Consider the following 15890-nt stretch of genomic DNA (forward strand, 5'->3'; position numbering starts at 1 on the left):
TATGTCCTGTCTGAAAAATCTTCGTCGCAGCGCGTGGTTAGTGCTGGCCACGCTGGTCTGTTCCCAGGCCATGGCCGGTGTGGTGATCACCGGTACCCGCTTGATTTACCCGGCGGGCCAGAAAGAAATCACCGTCAAATTGAACAACAACGGCTTGCACCCCGCGCTGGTGCAGGCCTGGGTGGATACCGGGGACGTGCAGTCCAGTCCTACCAGTTCCAAGGCACCGTTTGTGCTGTCGCCGCCGGTCTCGAGGATCGACCCGAGTAAGGGCCAGAGCTTGCGCCTGATGTTTACGGGGGCGGCACTGCCAACGGGCAAGGAGTCAGTGTTCTGGCTCAACGTGCTGGAAATCCCGCCCAAGGCCGAGGGCCCGGTGGACCTGAATGTGCTGCAAATGGCCTTTCGTTCGCGGATCAAGATTTTCTATCGACCCGACGGCCTGCCGGGCACAGCTGCCGAGGCGCCATCGCAGGTGCAATGGAAGGTTATCCCCCAGGGCCAGGGTTATGCGCTGCAAGCATTCAACCCGACGGCGTTTCACGTCTCTCTGGTGGAGTTGACCCTTGCCGTCGGCAACCAGCGCTTCGAGAGCGACAACGGCATGATCAACCCCGGCGAGAACCAGGTGTTTGCCTTGCCGGGCCTCAAGTCGCTGCCAGGTGCCGCTGCCCAGGTGGAGTTCAACGCGATCAATGACTACGGCGCGCTGATGCCGATCAAGCAGGCGCTCAAGCCCTGATACACCCGCGAATGTTCTAGCGCACGAGTGACTTATGACGACTATCCCACGCCTGGGCCACTGCCCGCAGGTGAGCCGCCGCTTTGCCCTAAATCCGCTGACGGTGCTGATTCTCAAGACTTTGGCCGTAATGCCGGGTATATGCCTGGCTCCGTTGGTCTGGGCTGAAGACGTGCAGTTCAACGATGCCTTTTTGCCTGAGGACTCTCGCAGCCTGGACCTGACTCAATACGAAAAGGGCAACCCCGTGCTGCCAGGTGATTACCGGGCCGATGTTGCGGTCAATGGCAAGCTGGTCAGTCGCCAGGACATTCGCATCAATGCCGCCGAAGACGGTAGCCATCCGGTGGTGTGCTTCAGCCGTGGCTTGCTGGAGCTCATTGGCGTGGACCTGCACAAGCTGTCGACCCAGGCCACGGCCGAGCTGGAGAGCGGCGCAAGCTGTCTGGACCTGAGCCAATTGATCGAGGGTGCTACGGTAAGCTTTTCGCCTTCCAGCCAGCAACTGGATATCAGCATCCCGCAAATTGCCCTGCGCCGGGATGCACGTGGGTATGTCAGCCCTGAACTGTGGGACCGTGGCGTCACCGCCGGGACCTTGAGCTACACCTTCAACGCCAACCACAACACCACCAACACCGGCAATTACGACTCAGCCTACCTGGGCCTGAACGCCGGTTTGAACCTGGGGGACTGGCGCCTGCGTCATAACGGTTCGTTGAACTGGCAGAAGGATACGGGGCAGAACTACCAAACCCTCAATACCTACGCCCAGCGTGACGTTACCTCGCTCAAGAGCCAGTTGACCGTCGGCGAAGCCAACACCAGTGGCGAGATTTTCGACACCCTGGCCTATCGCGGTGTGCAACTGGGCACCGACGACCGCATGTTGCCCGAATCCCAGCGCGGTTATGCCCCGGTGATTCGCGGGATCGCCCGCACTGCCTCACGGGTGACGGTGCGCCAGGCCGGTAACCTGCTGTATGAGACGACAGTGTCGCCGGGGGCCTTTGTCATCGACGACTTGTATTCCACCGGCTACGGCGGCGACCTGGAAGTAACCGTCTATGAGGCTGACGGCAGCGAGCAACGCTTCATAGTGCCTTACGCGTCCACCGCGCAGTTACTTCGCCCCGGCACTTCGCGTTTCAACGTTACTGCTGGTGAAACCCGCAATAACTACATCGAGCGCCAGGCCAAGCTGGTGCAAGGTACCTACCAACTGGGTCTGAGCAATATCTTCACCGGATATGGCGGTGTTCAGGGCAGTGATGATTACCGCGCGCTGCTTGGCGGCCTGGCGTTCAGTACGCCGATCGGTGCCATGGGAATCGACTTGACCCAGGCCCAGACCGACCTCAAGAGCGGCAAGGCCAGCGGGCAGAGTGTGCGCATGAGTTACAGCAAAAACATCCTCAGTACCGGCAGTAACTTTGCCGTGGCGGCGACGCGGTTTTCCACCGAGAACTACCTGGATTTCAGCAACGCGATGCAGTTGCTGGATGCCGAGCGCAACGGCCTGGACACCAGCCTTTACGGGCGCCCGCGTAGCCGATTGACCCTGACGGCCAACCAGAGTCTGGGGCCCTGGGGCCAGGTGGCGTTCAGTGGTTTTACCCAGAACTATTGGAACCAGCCGGGACGGGACGTGCAGTACCAGTTCAGCTACAACAAACAGGTACGGCAGGTCAGCTATGGCATCAGTGCCAACCGCAGCCGCATTGGCCTGGGCGAGATGGACAACAGCCTGCTGCTCACCGTCAGCATGCCACTGGAGTTCGGCGGTTCGGTCAACTCGCCGCAATTGTCGGGTCGTGTACTGCGTGATACCCACGGCAGCTACAGCGAACAAACGACCTTAAGCGGCACGGCCGGTGAAGACCGCCAGTACAACTACAGCCTGACCGGCAGCCATGAAGGCGCCAGCCACACCAACAATACCTCGGTCAACGGCCAGTATACCGGCCCTAAAGCCATTGTCGGCGCCACCGTCAGCCAGGGTGATGGCTATAACAGCCTGTCCCTGAATGCCAGCGGCAGTGTCGTGGCACACCCCAGCGGAGTGACCTTTACCCCTTATCGCGGTGAAACCATGGCGGTGGTCAGTGCGAAGGGCGCTGAGGGTGCCAAGGTGGTGGGCTTCCCTGGCTTGCGCCTCGACGGTCGCGGCAATGCCGTGGTGCCGTACCTGCGTCCTTATGAATTGAACGAGGTAGCCATCGATCCGCTGGGCACGTCCCTGGACGTTGAACTGACTGAAACCAGCCAGCAAGTCGCGCCGCGGGCCGGTGCCGTGGTGGCGCTCAAGTACGGCACCAGTAATGGTCAGGCCCTGCTGCTTAACGTGACCCTGGCTGATGGCAGCCCGCTACCGTTTGGCGCCAGTGTTGTGGATGACCGAGGCGTATCGGTGGGCGTGGTCGGCCAGGGCGGTCAGCTCTATGCCCGGGTGAAGGAAGATGCCCGGCGGTTGTTGATCAGTTGGGGCACGCAAGCGGGGCAGCAATGCTCGTTGCCATTGCCTGCGGGGAAAAGTGACGGCAAGACATTGCGCCAAGTGGATGCGGTGTGTGCGGTCGATCAATTGGATAGTCGCGTTGCCTCAGTGAGCAACGCACGGGAGAGCAGATAATGAAGTGGATAAGGGGGCTGAAAGCCGGTGTGACCGTGATAGGGCTGTCGTTGGTGACAGGGATGGCTATGGCGGATTGCAACTTTTACAGCGATACGGCCCCGATGATTCGCACTCAACCGCTTTTGGGCGGCAATCTTACTGTCGGCAGGGATGTACCGTTAGGTGCGGAGATCTATCGACAAACGTTCACGCAAGTTTCACCCGTCAGGTTCGGCTGCTCGCCTGGTATTTACAACATCGAGACCAGGCGTTGGCCGTCTGTCACACCTATGCCTTTGTCCAGTTGGGTGGGTGTTCCTTACGGGGGCAAGGTTTACGAGTCCGGGGTCAAGGGCATTGGCGTCGTCGTCTGGTACGCCGGCAATGCTATGCCAACCTCAACCAGCATTGGTAATTGTGGCAACAATGAAGTTGAGTGTGTGTGGACCATTTCAAACACGCTGTCATTTGATCTTTCGTTCATAAAAATCGGTGAGGTCACAGCAGGCACTATCCAGGGAGCCTCGCTGCCGACGGTTTCGCAGACCTGGATCTCCAGCAACAGTCTTGAGGTTATGAGGGTCAACTATTCCGGAAGCATCAACATCGTCTCGCGTACCTGTTTAACCCCGGACGTAAACGTACCAATGGGCACGCATCTGACCAACGAGTTTTCCGGCAAGAACACCTTCACTCAGTGGAAGGATTTCAATATCGCACTGAACAACTGTCCTGCGTTCAATGGCTATTATCAGGATACCGGGCCGCGTTGGGCGGACGATGGCTCCAGCAGCAATCTTGGCTCACGTAAGAACAACACTCTGCAAGTACGTATTGATCCGACTCTGGCCGCGATCAACCCATCCCTAGGCATCTTAAGCCTTAACCCCAGTGCTCAAGGCAACTCGCCCGCAGCCACAGGAGTCGGCCTGCAAGTTGCTGATAGCGGTGGTTCTCCGTTGTCATTAGCTACGTTGCATGCCAGCGGTATCACCCCTCTTGCTCAAGAAGGCGCCAGCTACAGCATTCCGCTCAAAGCCCGCTACATCCAGACCGCAGACAGCATCACCGCCGGCCCGGCGAATGCCACCGCGACCTTCACCATCAATTACTACTAGCCCTTCACGACGTCGCGTTCAGCCGCGTTTCCTGCACCTGGAAACGCCGCTGAACGCTGGAAAAATCACTGGGAAATTTCCTACAAATCGAATAGCTGCTTCCTACATTTTGTCACTCCTCCAATTCCGATAATGAACCCGTTGAAGCGAAAAACCTGCCACCGGCAGCGCTACCAACATGAGGTCAAGGCCCCAGCGGGCCGACTCCCTACCACTTATTATCTGGATACCGCTATGAACAAGTTTGCTCTGAAAAGTCTGGTTGCCGCTGTAGTCCTCGCCGCAGGTTCCCAAGCCGCGATGGCCGCCGATGGCGAAATCAATTTCATCGGTAGCGTCACCGATAACACCTGCCCGGTAGTGGTCAGCGACCTGAACGGTTCGGCCGGTGCCGGTGATGTGAGCCTGGGTAACGTACCTGCCACCTCCCTGGCAAAAATAGGCGACATCGCAGGCGGCGGCGCCTTTAGCCTGACCATCGACACGTCGGCCCCTGGCTGCACCGTTGCCGGCAAGAAAGCCGTGGTCAAGTTCCTGTCCCTGAGCGGCAACGCTGGTGCCAGTGGCCAATGGGTTGGCATAGCCCCGGACGCCGGCGCAGCTACCAACGTCGCGGTACAGATCAAGGACGCCCAAGGCAAGGACGTGCAACTGGGCCTGGATTCCTCGCCCTACGCCGACCTGACCCAGCCACTGCGTTTCACCGCCAACTACATCGCTACCGGTGCTTCCACTGCGGGTCCGGCCAACGCCAAGGCAGCGTTCACCATCGACTACCAGTAAGCCCCTCGATGCACAGCCGGAGCAACGCGCTCCGGCTGCCATCCCAACGGCAAGAGGATGATCGACATGAAAGCCTTTCCCTTCAAAACTCTGTCCCTGGCGGCACTGCTGGTTGGTGCGAGCTTGCTCAGCAGCGTCAGCCAGGCCGGCATCATGCTCGGCGGTACACGGGTAGTGTTTGATGGCAGCAAGCGTGACGCCGCCATCACGGTGAGCAACACCACCTCCCAGCCGTATGCCGTGCAAACCTGGGTTAACACCGAGGCAGATGACAACAGCACCCCGACGCCGTTTGTGGCAACCCCGCCGCTGTTTCGCCTCGACCCACGTAAAGAGCAAGTAGTGCGCATCCAGAAGGTGCCGGGCAACCTGCCGGCGGATCGCGAGTCGGTATTTTATTTCAACGCCCAGGAAATCCCGGTGGCGAGTGCCGGCGACGAGAACACCCTGAAGATCGCTATGCGCACCAGGATTAAGCTGTTTTATCGCCCTGCCGGCCTCAAGGGTTCGGTACTGGACGCGCTGCCGAAGTTGCAGTGGAGCCTGGTGCAGACGCAGGGCAAGCCGGTGCTGGTGGTCAATAACCCGTCGGCGTTCCATGTGTCGTTTATCGGCGTGAAGGTCAACGCCAGTGGCCGCTCGGTCGAGGTCAACGAGCCGACGATGGTCGCGCCAATGAGCAGCCAGCGTTATTCGCTACGAGGTTTTACCGGCACCAGCGGAGAGGTCGAGTTCAGCGCCATCAACGATTACGGCGGCTACACCGACCCACAAAAAGCCCCGCTGGGCAGCCCCCGCTAACACGCTCCATCCCTTTTACCTGCGAACGAAACCGCGTGCCGCCTGTGTGGTGCGACGGGCTCGTATTGAGTATTGCCATGCGAATCCATATCCCGAGTATCAGCCATTCAAACGTGCCCTTTGCACTTTTGCCGCTGTGCGTTGCTGTCCTGGCCGCGTTTGTCGGCAGCCTGGCGCAAGCGGGGGAGCCTGCGAAGTTTGATTCCAGCTTCATGCAGTCGTTTGGCGGCACCAGTGCCGGCCCTAACCTCGACCTGGACGCGATCGCCAACAGTGGCAGCATCGGCCCCGGCACTTACCCGGTGGCGGTGCGCCTGAACCAGAGCTTCTTTGGCCGCCGCGACATGACCTTTGCCAAGGACGCCGATAGTGGTGACGTGAAGGCTTGCCTGTCTGAAGACTTCCTCAAGGAACTTGGGATCAAGCTTGATGGCTTCGTCACCCCGGGTGAAATCCTGCCGGAATGCGTCAACCTGGAAAGCCTGATTGAAGGAGCCTCGGTAAGTTTCGATGCGAGCCGCTTGGTCTTGGATATCAGTGTGCCCCAGATCGCCTTGCGCCGCGATGCCGCTGGCTACGTGGACCCGCAGGAATGGGACCGGGGGATCAATGCGGCAATGCTCAATTATCAGTTCTCGGCTGCGCAAACCAGCAGCGATGCCCGGGGGAGCGGCCACCAGTACAACCTGTATGCCACCGGCGGTTTTAACTATGGCGACTGGCGTTTTCGCTCCAGCTCCTCGTTCCGCCAGGATGACCAAGGCGGCCGCGACTGGCAGCGCAGCAACACCTACGCCCAGCGCGACCTGACTGCCATCAAGGGCACCCTGACCGTCGGTGAAAGCTTCACGCCTGGCGATGTGTTCGACAGCGTGCCGTTTCGCGGTATGCAAGTGGCTTCGGACATGGGCATGTTGCCCGACTCGATGCAGGGTTATGCGCCGATCATTCGCGGTATTGCCGAAACCCAGGCCAAGGTGGAAGTGCGTCAGAACGGCTATTCGCTGTATACCACCTACGTGGCGCCCGGTGCCTTTGAGATCGACGATTTGAACTCGGCCTCCGGCAGTGGCGACCTGGAAGTGATCATCACCGAAGCCGATGGCCGTGAGCGTCGCTTCACCCAGCCTTATGCGACTCTGGCCAACATGCTTCGGGAAAAAACCTGGCGCTACAGCTTCACCGCTGGTCAATACAATGCCGCACAGGGCGGTGAACACCCCGCGTTTGTCCAGGCGTCGCTGGCCTACGGTTTGCCATTCGATCTGACTCTTTACGGAGGCGCCCTCGGCGCAGATTTTTATCGTGCCGGTGTGGTGGGTGTCGGCAAGAGCCTGGGCAGCCTCGGCGCGGTATCTGTGGACGTGACTCAGGCTCAGACCGACATTCCCAACGCGCGGTCGGCCAAGGCGGGCAGCGAGAAAGGCCAGAGCGTCAGCGTGCGTTACGGCAAGGCTTTTGAGACCGGCACATCGGTGCGGTTCGCCGGCTATCGCTACTCCACTGAAGGCTACCGTGACTTCTCCGAAGCGGTAAGCCTGCAACAGCCCAACGACTACGCCAACATCTCCAAGCGCAGCAAGGTCGAGGCAAGCGTCAACCAGGCACTGGACAGCTACGGCTCGCTGTACCTAAACGTGAGCCAGCAGAACTATTGGGGCTCGTCCCGTGTAGACAAACAGATGCAACTGGGCTTCAACACTCAGGTCAAGGGTGTGACCTACGGCGTCTACGCCAGCAAGACCCTGACCGACAACTATGGCCAGAGCAATCAGGTGGTGTTCACCGTATCGATGCCTCTCGGCCAGACCCGCAGCACCGGTACGTTCAGCGTCACCCGCAACAACGATGGCAGCCTTGATCAGCGTGCCGGCATCAGCGGACGCAATGGCGAGATGACGTACAACGTCGACGCCAACCGCGTGGAAAACACCGGTAACAATGGCTCGGCCCTGATCGGCTACCGCGCACCGTTTGCACAGTTGGGCGCCGGCGTGAGTGTTGGCCAAGGTTACAAGCAAGCTTCGATCAGCGCCTCGGGTTCGGTACTGGCCCACAGCGAAGGCATTGAGTTCGGCCAGACCCTGGGCGAAACCGTGGCCCTGGTGGAAGTCAAGGATACCCCGAATGTTGGCGTGCAGAACGCTCCGGGCATCCTCACCAACAAGCAGGGCTACGCCTTGGTGCCGTATGTCACGCCGTACCGCAAGAACCGCGTGACCGTGGACACCAGCGAGCTGGACACCAACGTCGACATCGCCGAAGGCGTGACCAATGTTGTGCCGCGTCGTGGCGCCGTGGTGAAAGCCAAATTCGCCGCGAGCCGTTCGGAAAAAGTCGTGCTCAACGTCCGCATGCAAGACGGTTCACTACTGCCGTTTGGCACCACTGTCGAGGACGACAAGGGCACCAGCGTGGGCGTGGTAGGACAGGGTGGACAGGTGTTGCTGTCGGCAGGCGAGGGCAAAACCTACAGCATGAAGTGGGGCGAGAAAGCCTCGCAACGCTGCGAGATTCAACTGGATATCAGTCAGGCGCCGATCACCGATGGTTATCGCGTGATGGAAGCGCTGTGCCGGGTTGCGCCTTGAGCCCCCCGTTCTCTATCAATGACAGCATCTTTGTGAGGTTGTGATGAACAAGTATTTGGCTTTGATCGTGTTGGGTGTTTTACAGATGTGTGTGGGCCAGTTGGCTTGGGCGGAATGCGACATAAACCCTTCGACGCTGACCTACAACGTTGGGGCTTTGTATATTCCCCAGGATGCGCCGGTTGGCTCGACCATTGGTATCCGGAAGTATTCAGTCAACAAAGGCGTAACCTGCACGACCTCCACACTCTTTACCGCGCAGGGAAATGTCTTGAGCGCGAAGGTCGGCAGTGTACCGGTGGCCGTTGGCAAGGGCCTGGGTGAGTCGGTGTACAGCACCAATATTCCGGGGGTAGGCGCCATAGTCAATTACGATGGTGGGGTCGGTTACTGGTGCCGCGTCGGCGATAGCACCTTTCCCATCAGCATTGAAAGCTGTGGTCCCGGAGGGTCTTGGGCGGTCGCGGGCATCAGCATCTTCCTGGTCAAGACCGGTCCAATTGGTGCGGGTAGTCATGACTTCAACGGACTGGAGATCTACTCCTTTGACATCAACAATGGCAGCGGTCCCGAGCGCTGGGCCACCGGCGTCTTGAATGGCAGCATCACCGTAGCCGGCTGTAGCCTGCCCCAGGAGACCGGCAACATCGTTGACGTGCCCATGGGCACCTGGGAGCGCAGAGTATTCAACGGTCCTGGCACCACCACCACTACCCAGAACTTCTCCATCACCTTGAATAACTGCCTGGCCGGCACTTACGTCTCGGGCCAGGCCTGGAACTACTTCCAGGGCAATAACGCCAATATCCGCCTTGAAGGCGTCCGCGGTTCGGCAATTGTTGACGCAGGGAATGGCGTGATGGGTCTCAACGCAGAATCGACCGCCAAGGGGGTTGCCGTACAAGTGCTCAAGCAAGATGGCACGCCGTTGCCATTGGGTGTGGATACACCGGTAATGCCAGTACGCGACGGTGTTACCACCCTGCAGTTCGGGGCTCGATATATTCAGACCGCCGGCAGCACCATTGGCCCTGAACCAGGCGTAGCCAACGCTACCGCGAATTTCACGATTACCTACAAGTAGTTCATCAGGTCAACCGCGCCGGACTGTGTTCTGCGCGGTTTTTTGTGTCTGGAGCAGAAGATCCTTTGGGAAAATTCCTACAAAAGCTCGGCCATTTTCCACGCTAATCCTAGAGGTCAATCCTCGAAAATGGGCGTATTCCTTTGAAGCCGAGTGAATCAAAATGCCTAGCCTGCCACTTCGTGTCCTGGTGCTTGAAGACCACCTGTTCCAGCGCTCCGTAGCGGTCAGCTTGCTGAAACAATTGGGCTGCGCCGAGGTACTGGAGGCCGGCAATGGTGTGGAAGCATTGACCCTATTGCAAGCTGTTGGCTCTGTAGATGTAGTGTTGTGCGACCTGCAAATGGAAGGCATGGATGGCCTTGAGTTCATTCAGCGTGCTGGTACCGCCGGGCAACTGTGCGCCGTCTTGATCAGCAGTTGCATGCCAAGTGATGTGCGTCGCGCAGTGAGGCAGATGGGCTCACTGTTGGGGCTGAATATGCTCGGTGATGTTGCCAAGCCTTTGCACGCAGATATTTTGCGTCAGTTTCTAGAGGCGTATCTGAGCGGGCGGCGGTCCGTGCAGTCCATCCCGGCGCGTGTAGAGGAGGCGAGCGAAGAGCAGGTACGACATGCTTTTATCGATCAGCAACTGGAGCCCTATTATCAACCCAAATTCGATTTGCGGACCGGCGAGGTATTGGGGGTGGAAGTCCTAGCGCGCTGGAATCACCCCACCAAGGGCCTGCTCGCGCCCGCTGTGTTTTTGTCGACGGTTGAGCGTTGTGGCTTGATCGATGAACTGCTGTTCAGCCTGATGCGTCAGGCGCTGAGCTTGCAGTGGCAGATCAGGAGCCAGGGCGCGGCTCTGGACCTTGCGTTCAACCTTCAAGCGAGCCAACTTGCCAGTGTTGAGCTGACGTCGCAGATCAAGCGGATATTGGCGTCAAACCAGACTCCGGGCTCAAGCTTAACCTTCGAATTGACCGAGAGCGGATTACTCGAAGTACCGGCGATGTGCCTGGAAAACCTGATACGGCTGCGCATGATGGGGTGTCGCTTGTCGATCGATGATTTCGGTGCAGGCTTTTCCTCGTTGCAGCGCCTGTGTCAGTTACCGTTTAACGAAATCAAGCTCGACGCTGAGTTCGTCCGTGGCCTCAATGATGAGCCCCGTTGCCGAGCTGTGATCGGGAGCACCCTAGCCTTGGGGAGCACCCTGGGCATGTCCGTGGTAGTCGAGGGCATTGAAACCGCCGAGCAACATCGAGAGCTTTTGGAGCTTGGCTGCACCCAGGGTCAGGGTTACTGGCACGCCCGGCCAATGGACGGCGCCGACCTGCTACGTTGGCTACAGCGAACGGCGCAGGTCGCTAGGAGCCTCCCATGACCAATAAAGCCTTGCGTATCATGATTGCCGATCCGCAACACTTTCAACGTTTGCGTCTGGAGCGAGACTTCAACTACCAGGGCTACTACGCCATAGCACCTGTATCGAGCTTGGAAGAAATGCTAAATCTACTGGAGTACGGCGACAGCGTTTTCGACTTGGTAATGATAAATGCTAGCTTGGCGACAAGCTTTCGATTCAATCTGTTGGCGTTTTGTATGGACCATCCCTTGATCCGGCAAGCCTTTATCTACGACGTGCCGGAGCGGCGACTGGCGAAGCTGAGCACCGAGGTCAAGGGCCGGATTATCTTCAGCTCCGTGCAATTGCCCGAGGGTGTACCGATCAGACGCTTATTGCATACAGTCGATCCGTCGCCCCTGGATGGCACAGTTAGGCAATGACGATGAGACTCTAGCGATACTCAAAATTTCATCTACCCCATCGGTCAAAGCGTGGGCAACCGACAGGCAGCTTTTGGCCGAAACCAGCCCTTTAATTCCCATACCGGTCTACCATGGCCCCCCCGGCAGTGGTTCCACGCGCTACCGACCTCAATCTCAAGGTATCGCCCATGACCTCTTCACCCCGCATCACCCCATCCCGCACCTCATCCGAGGCATCCCAATGAGCATCGACCAAATCAGCCTCCCAAAAGGCGTAGGCCCTCACGCCATCAAGCTCCTCGACGCCATCACCGGTGCTGACACCAAAGAAGACCTCAACCGCGCAGGCGGGAAGGCTGAAGGTTTTGTATTGGGTCTGGAAAGCGCCAAGGCTATCAAAAGCCAAATCGCCGAGTCGCTGTATGTGGCATACGACGACGCGGCGAGTAATCGGTTGAGTGAGTTGAAGGGCTAGTCCCGCTGGACCGCGTTCGGCTTTAGCTTCGAGGTGTTTCGCGGTCCATCAGTTTGCGATCAGCAATTCGCTCAATTCGTTCAGTTGGTGGATGGTCAGTGCCGCATCGCGGTCTGTCCGGTCAGTTCGTCGGACAGCTCGAGCAGCAGGGCACCGACTGAGCAAACGGTTTTGTGTTTGTTGGCTATCAGAATTTCGCTGCTGACGCCGGAGAGTGCGCTGAAAAGGGCGGTCGTCTCTGGGACGGTAGCGGGATTCAGGCCGTGATCAAGAAGGAAAAGAAGTCTGGTTTTTTAATCGAAAAAATAAAGCCCCTTTCTGTTCAGCGTGGTGCCGGGTTATCCAGGCATATCAAGTCATTTCATTACCTGTCGGGCCAGGAAATATCATCAGAATTCAACCATGTTATCCGAGCTGATTTAACTCTCGGATTCTTTAAAAAATCTTCCACCGCTAACCATGCTACATCGGGCTTTAAAAATGAGCCTTCAGGTACGAACTGATCATCACCACAATTCTTAACGACATTAATTTTATTCAGTGTACCCACTGAATAAAACTCAGCGCCTGTTCGTTCTCCGGATATTCGGATGTTGTATCTAACTGAAATACCTAACTCTTTATTCTCTAGCACTGATAGCTCGGACTTGTCACCTTCGTCACTAATATAGCTAAATACTCCATCACCGGACCCTTTCTGCCACTTTGAAGATTGATAGTTCAAGAAGAACTCAGCATATGCCTGAGGATCTGGATCAATATCAACGTCATGATCAAGAAAGAAACATTTTAATTCAGGCATAGCACGCTCGCTAAAATTGAGTTAGGCAACCATCACATACAGTCTTTTAGAAAAGACGTGAAGTGATTCTGACCACATCAATCAATGACATTTGCGGCTTTGCCATTCACTCCAGCAGTTCTCCGCAACTATATCCGGATAGCCGCGTTCCCTTTCCATATCAAGCGCCACGCTGAATGGCAGGGTAATACAAACCGCCTGGTCTCGAATATTGCAGACCTCAGCCTCGGTAAGAGGTGAACCCTTTCTGTCTTCAGCGGCGGTGAGAACGGCTACGAGGGCTGGTACAAATACTAGGCATAGCGGATCAGCGTCCATGAATCACCTGTTGGGTTTCGACTAGGCCCATTACAACGAACCAGGCGGGGTTCAGCAATGGCTGAATGCACCGTGCGCCTCTCGCCGCGTCGCTGTATATGACATACGACGACGCGGCGAGTAATCGGTTGGGTGAGTTGAAGGGCTAGTCCCGCTGGACTGCGTTGGGCTCTATGCCCGAGGTGTTTCGCGATCCATCAGTTTGCCGATCAGCAGTACGCTCAATTCGCTCAGTTGGTGAATGGCCAATGCCACGTCGCGGTCTTTGCCGGTCAGTTCGTCGGACAGGTCGAGCAGCAGGGCGCTGACGGAGGAAACGGTTTCGTAGCTGTTGGCGATCAGGATTTCGCTGCTGACGCCGGAGGTGACGCTGAAGAGGGCGGTTGTCTCTGGGACTGTCTCGGTGCCGGGATTGAGGTAGTGATCAATGGCGCGCTGGGCAGCCTGGTGGAGTTTTAGATCCGGTTTCTTCGGAGGATTCGGCGTTACTTTGAACATGGTGCAATTCCTGAATGGGGCCGACACCCTTTCGCTACTACACAAGAGGGTGGCAGCTGTACGCAGGTTAGTAGACCGGGGAATTACACAAAGCCGGCGCACCCGAAGGCGCCCTACGCACAGCCACCATCAAGCACAGACAGGAACGTCTGATAGATGCAGCTCATGCACTATGTGTAATTGACCCTAGGGCTACTAAACCCGATCACTGAGTTTTCAGCGACCGAGCAACCTTAGAGATGACCAACCAGGTGCACAAGCCGGCGGATTCTGACGCAAGCGTAGGCAAAGGAGCAAGGTGCTACGGCCTACGCAAAGTCTCCTTTATCCCGCAAATGCAACCACCAGCCCATCGGCCTTTACGGTCCATTCACCTTTCAAACCGTGCTCCAACACTTCGGCGGTGGCCGCGAACAATTGCCAGTCGGACGTTTCCGAAATCTGTATTTCCATAAAGTTTCGCCGAAAGGTACTTGTCGTAGAATGTGACAAAACCTGCGCAGCTTTCAAAGGAATGACCCCCTGGCAACGCGCGCAACGACCTGCCGTGCCCGTTATGGAAAACCTATGCGCTCTTATCGCCTGTTGTACGTGTTACTGGCCCTGATCCTCAGCGGCTGCAGCATTCCGTATCAAACACCCGAAGCCCGGCAGCAAATCGAGCACGACCTACAGATTGCCCCCGGTTCGGTGCGGGCCCTGAGCCAGACCAACTGGTGCTACTTGCCCTACGGCTCGGAGAATGGCGGCGATGGCCAGTGCCGTGCCACTCAGGGGCTGGGCGTTCTGGTGGACGATGGCTTGATTCTGAGCACCTATTCCGGTGGCCGTTATCAGCGCTTTATCACACTGCGTACCCGCGATGTGCTGTGCGTGAAAACCTTCCGCAGCCGTGAAGCCGCCGCGGCGTTTTTCGCGTTCACTCGGGCGGGGGCTGCTCAGATCATTCCGCTGACGGCCGAGGGGCAGTTCAACACGCCGGTGAAAATCCAGTTTCTGGATTACCTGCTCGGTGAGAACCAGCCGGGCGATCTGACCACCGACAAGACCTATGTGCGTGACACCGGCAAAAATGCCTACTCCGTCGGGATCATTCCAGGCACGAAAATTCCGTATGTGTCTGCGGTGGCGGCGACGGAAGTGTTCAATCCCTGTCCGGAAAAGTAGTCGCCGGCAGTAACCCAGCGCGTATGAATCACTATCAAGGAGAGCGACATGGCGGGTGGCGAGATTGGGTGTGGTTCGTTTCAGGGCAGCGACAAGTCGGGGTCGGCCTTTGAGGCGGTGCTGGACGCGCTGCCGTTGCAGGCGCGGGACTGGGTCGAGGCGGCCAGGCAGCAACTGGACTCGGCTGACGTTGTGCTGCTGGAGGTTGATCATGCGCAGGGCTTGCTTCCCTTTTTGAAGGACTACCAAACACGCTTGATCGCCGATATCGGCCACGATGATTGGGAGCGGGCCGCGCGGGATGAAGCGGCGTCGTTTGATGATGTGGCTGCCAAGTGGGGCGCGGGCAAGGGCTGGCGACTTTATTGTGTACGGGATCTGGTGCGTGCTTGTGAGCAGTCGGCGGTGGAGCAGCAGCCTGTTTACATCGCGTTCAGCTAGGGCATCTGTGGCGGGGCACGGAGCAAAGAAAAATACACTTTTTGCTGCGCGGGGCGTCCAACCCTGAAACCGCCGTCAAGGCTTTCATCTCCAGGCAGCTGCTCTCAGCTAAGGACCGATCATGGTGACGTTGTTTATTTTTCTTCTGGCCTGCGGTGCTGCTGCGAGCACCGGCATTATCTTCAAACCGGGCGACTGGTACGCCACCCTGGTCAAACCCAGCTTCACCCCTCCCAACTGGCTGTTCCCGGTCGCCTGGACCATCATCTACCTGCTGCTGGCTTGGGCTGGCTATCGCTTGACCCTGATTCCCAGCAGCGAAATCGTGCTGGCTCTATGGGCCGCACAGATCGCCCTCAACACCCTGTGGACGCCCGTGTTCTTCGGTGCCCACCGGATTTTCGCCGGGATGGTGATCATCACGCTGCTGTGGCTGGTAGTGGCCGCCATGGTGCTGCTGACGGTGCGGCTGGATTTGATCACCGGGCTGATCCTGTTCCCGTACCTGGTGTGGCTCAGCGTTGCGGCTGCGTTGAATTTCTCCATCCTGCGCAATAACCGCTGAGCCTGGCGGCGTGGGCAGAGGGCGGAAACATCATTGCCATGATGCCCACGCACACTGGCCAAGGTGAACATCTCTTTTAGAGATAGAGGGAATATCGAATTGGAAACTCACACGCTGTGGCCTGCTGAAGAAC

At 57.9% G+C, this 15890-nt stretch carries 17 protein-coding genes; 13 read left to right on the plus strand and 4 right to left on the minus strand.

Annotated elements, in window-relative coordinates:
• The first annotated feature begins 1 nt into the window (after window position 1).
• The 10 genes from HX807_RS22260 (at window position 2) to HX807_RS22305 (ending at window position 11966) form a co-directional block, all read left to right on the plus strand.
• Window positions 2–742 (plus strand): fimbria/pilus periplasmic chaperone, encoded by a 741-nt coding sequence (locus tag HX807_RS22260; RefSeq protein WP_177028872.1) that lies wholly within the window; start codon window positions 2–4, stop codon window positions 740–742.
• A 34-nt stretch (window positions 743–776) separates the two neighbouring features.
• Window positions 777–3374 (plus strand): fimbria/pilus outer membrane usher protein, encoded by a 2598-nt coding sequence (locus tag HX807_RS22265; RefSeq protein ID WP_256346978.1) that lies wholly within the window; start codon window positions 777–779, stop codon window positions 3372–3374.
• Window positions 3374–4474: a fimbrial protein gene (locus tag HX807_RS22270; protein ID WP_177051063.1), complete on the plus strand. Its 1101-nt coding sequence runs from the start codon at window positions 3374–3376 to the stop codon at window positions 4472–4474. The genes HX807_RS22265 and HX807_RS22270 overlap by 1 nt, the downstream gene beginning before the upstream one ends.
• A 234-nt stretch (window positions 4475–4708) precedes the next feature.
• Window positions 4709–5257 (plus strand): fimbrial protein, encoded by a 549-nt coding sequence (locus HX807_RS22275; RefSeq protein WP_102605773.1) that lies wholly within the window; start codon window positions 4709–4711, stop codon window positions 5255–5257.
• Window positions 5258–5323: 66 nt separating this feature from the next.
• The gene (locus HX807_RS22280; protein WP_177051065.1) at window positions 5324–6058 is read left to right on the plus strand and encodes a molecular chaperone; all 735 of its coding nucleotides are present in this window, start codon (window positions 5324–5326) and stop codon (window positions 6056–6058) included.
• A 77-nt stretch (window positions 6059–6135) separates the two neighbouring features.
• The gene (locus tag HX807_RS22285) at window positions 6136–8649 is read left to right on the plus strand and encodes a fimbria/pilus outer membrane usher protein (RefSeq protein WP_177051067.1); all 2514 of its coding nucleotides are present in this window, start codon (window positions 6136–6138) and stop codon (window positions 8647–8649) included.
• A gap of 43 nt (window positions 8650–8692) precedes the next feature.
• Complete coding sequence (locus HX807_RS22290; protein ID WP_177051068.1) at window positions 8693–9733, plus strand: fimbrial protein; 1041 nt, start codon at window positions 8693–8695, stop codon at window positions 9731–9733.
• Between the two features lie 163 nt (window positions 9734–9896).
• A complete protein-coding gene (locus HX807_RS22295; RefSeq protein WP_177051070.1) occupies window positions 9897–11105 on the plus strand; it encodes an EAL domain-containing protein in 1209 nt (402 codons plus the stop codon).
• Window positions 11102–11509, plus strand: coding sequence for a chemotaxis protein CheY (locus HX807_RS22300; RefSeq protein WP_102605769.1), 408 nt, complete (start codon window positions 11102–11104; stop codon window positions 11507–11509). Before HX807_RS22295 ends, HX807_RS22300 begins: the two co-directional genes overlap by 4 nt.
• Window positions 11510–11732: 223 nt before the next feature.
• Window positions 11733–11966, plus strand: coding sequence for a hypothetical protein (locus HX807_RS22305; RefSeq protein WP_008438825.1), 234 nt, complete (start codon window positions 11733–11735; stop codon window positions 11964–11966).
• A gap of 364 nt (window positions 11967–12330) precedes the next feature.
• Here the strand turns inward: HX807_RS22305 and HX807_RS22310 are convergent, their stop codons facing one another.
• From HX807_RS22310 to HX807_RS31755, 4 genes are all read right to left on the minus strand, one after another.
• On the minus strand, window positions 12331–12768 hold the full coding sequence (locus HX807_RS22310; RefSeq protein ID WP_157222886.1) for a hypothetical protein: 438 nt from the start codon (window positions 12766–12768) through the stop codon (window positions 12331–12333).
• Window positions 12769–12849: 81 nt separating this feature from the next.
• On the minus strand, window positions 12850–13086 hold the full coding sequence (locus HX807_RS31750; protein WP_083853257.1) for a hypothetical protein: 237 nt from the start codon (window positions 13084–13086) through the stop codon (window positions 12850–12852).
• A gap of 171 nt (window positions 13087–13257) precedes the next feature.
• Window positions 13258–13584, minus strand: coding sequence for a DUF6124 family protein (locus tag HX807_RS22315; RefSeq protein WP_008438824.1), 327 nt, complete (start codon window positions 13582–13584; stop codon window positions 13258–13260).
• 324 nt (window positions 13585–13908) lie between these two features.
• On the minus strand, window positions 13909–14037 hold the full coding sequence (locus HX807_RS31755; RefSeq protein ID WP_256346977.1) for a hypothetical protein: 129 nt from the start codon (window positions 14035–14037) through the stop codon (window positions 13909–13911).
• 114 nt (window positions 14038–14151) lie between these two features.
• On the opposite strand from HX807_RS31755, the gene HX807_RS22320 reads away from it, so the two are divergent.
• The 3 genes from HX807_RS22320 to HX807_RS22330 all read left to right on the plus strand — a co-directional run bounded on the left by HX807_RS22320 (window position 14152) and on the right by HX807_RS22330 (window position 15757).
• Window positions 14152–14751, plus strand: a complete 600-nt coding sequence (locus HX807_RS22320; RefSeq protein WP_008438818.1) for a hypothetical protein — start codon at window positions 14152–14154, stop codon at window positions 14749–14751.
• A gap of 48 nt (window positions 14752–14799) precedes the next feature.
• Window positions 14800–15192 (plus strand): hypothetical protein, encoded by a 393-nt coding sequence (locus HX807_RS22325; protein ID WP_008438809.1) that lies wholly within the window; start codon window positions 14800–14802, stop codon window positions 15190–15192.
• A gap of 124 nt (window positions 15193–15316) precedes the next feature.
• On the plus strand, window positions 15317–15757 hold the full coding sequence (locus tag HX807_RS22330; RefSeq protein ID WP_008438802.1) for a TspO/MBR family protein: 441 nt from the start codon (window positions 15317–15319) through the stop codon (window positions 15755–15757).
• Window positions 15758–15890: the final 133 nt, after the last annotated feature.

This window comes from Pseudomonas sp. D8002, from assembly GCF_013385695.1.
GTDB lineage: Bacteria > Pseudomonadota > Gammaproteobacteria > Pseudomonadales > Pseudomonadaceae > Aquipseudomonas.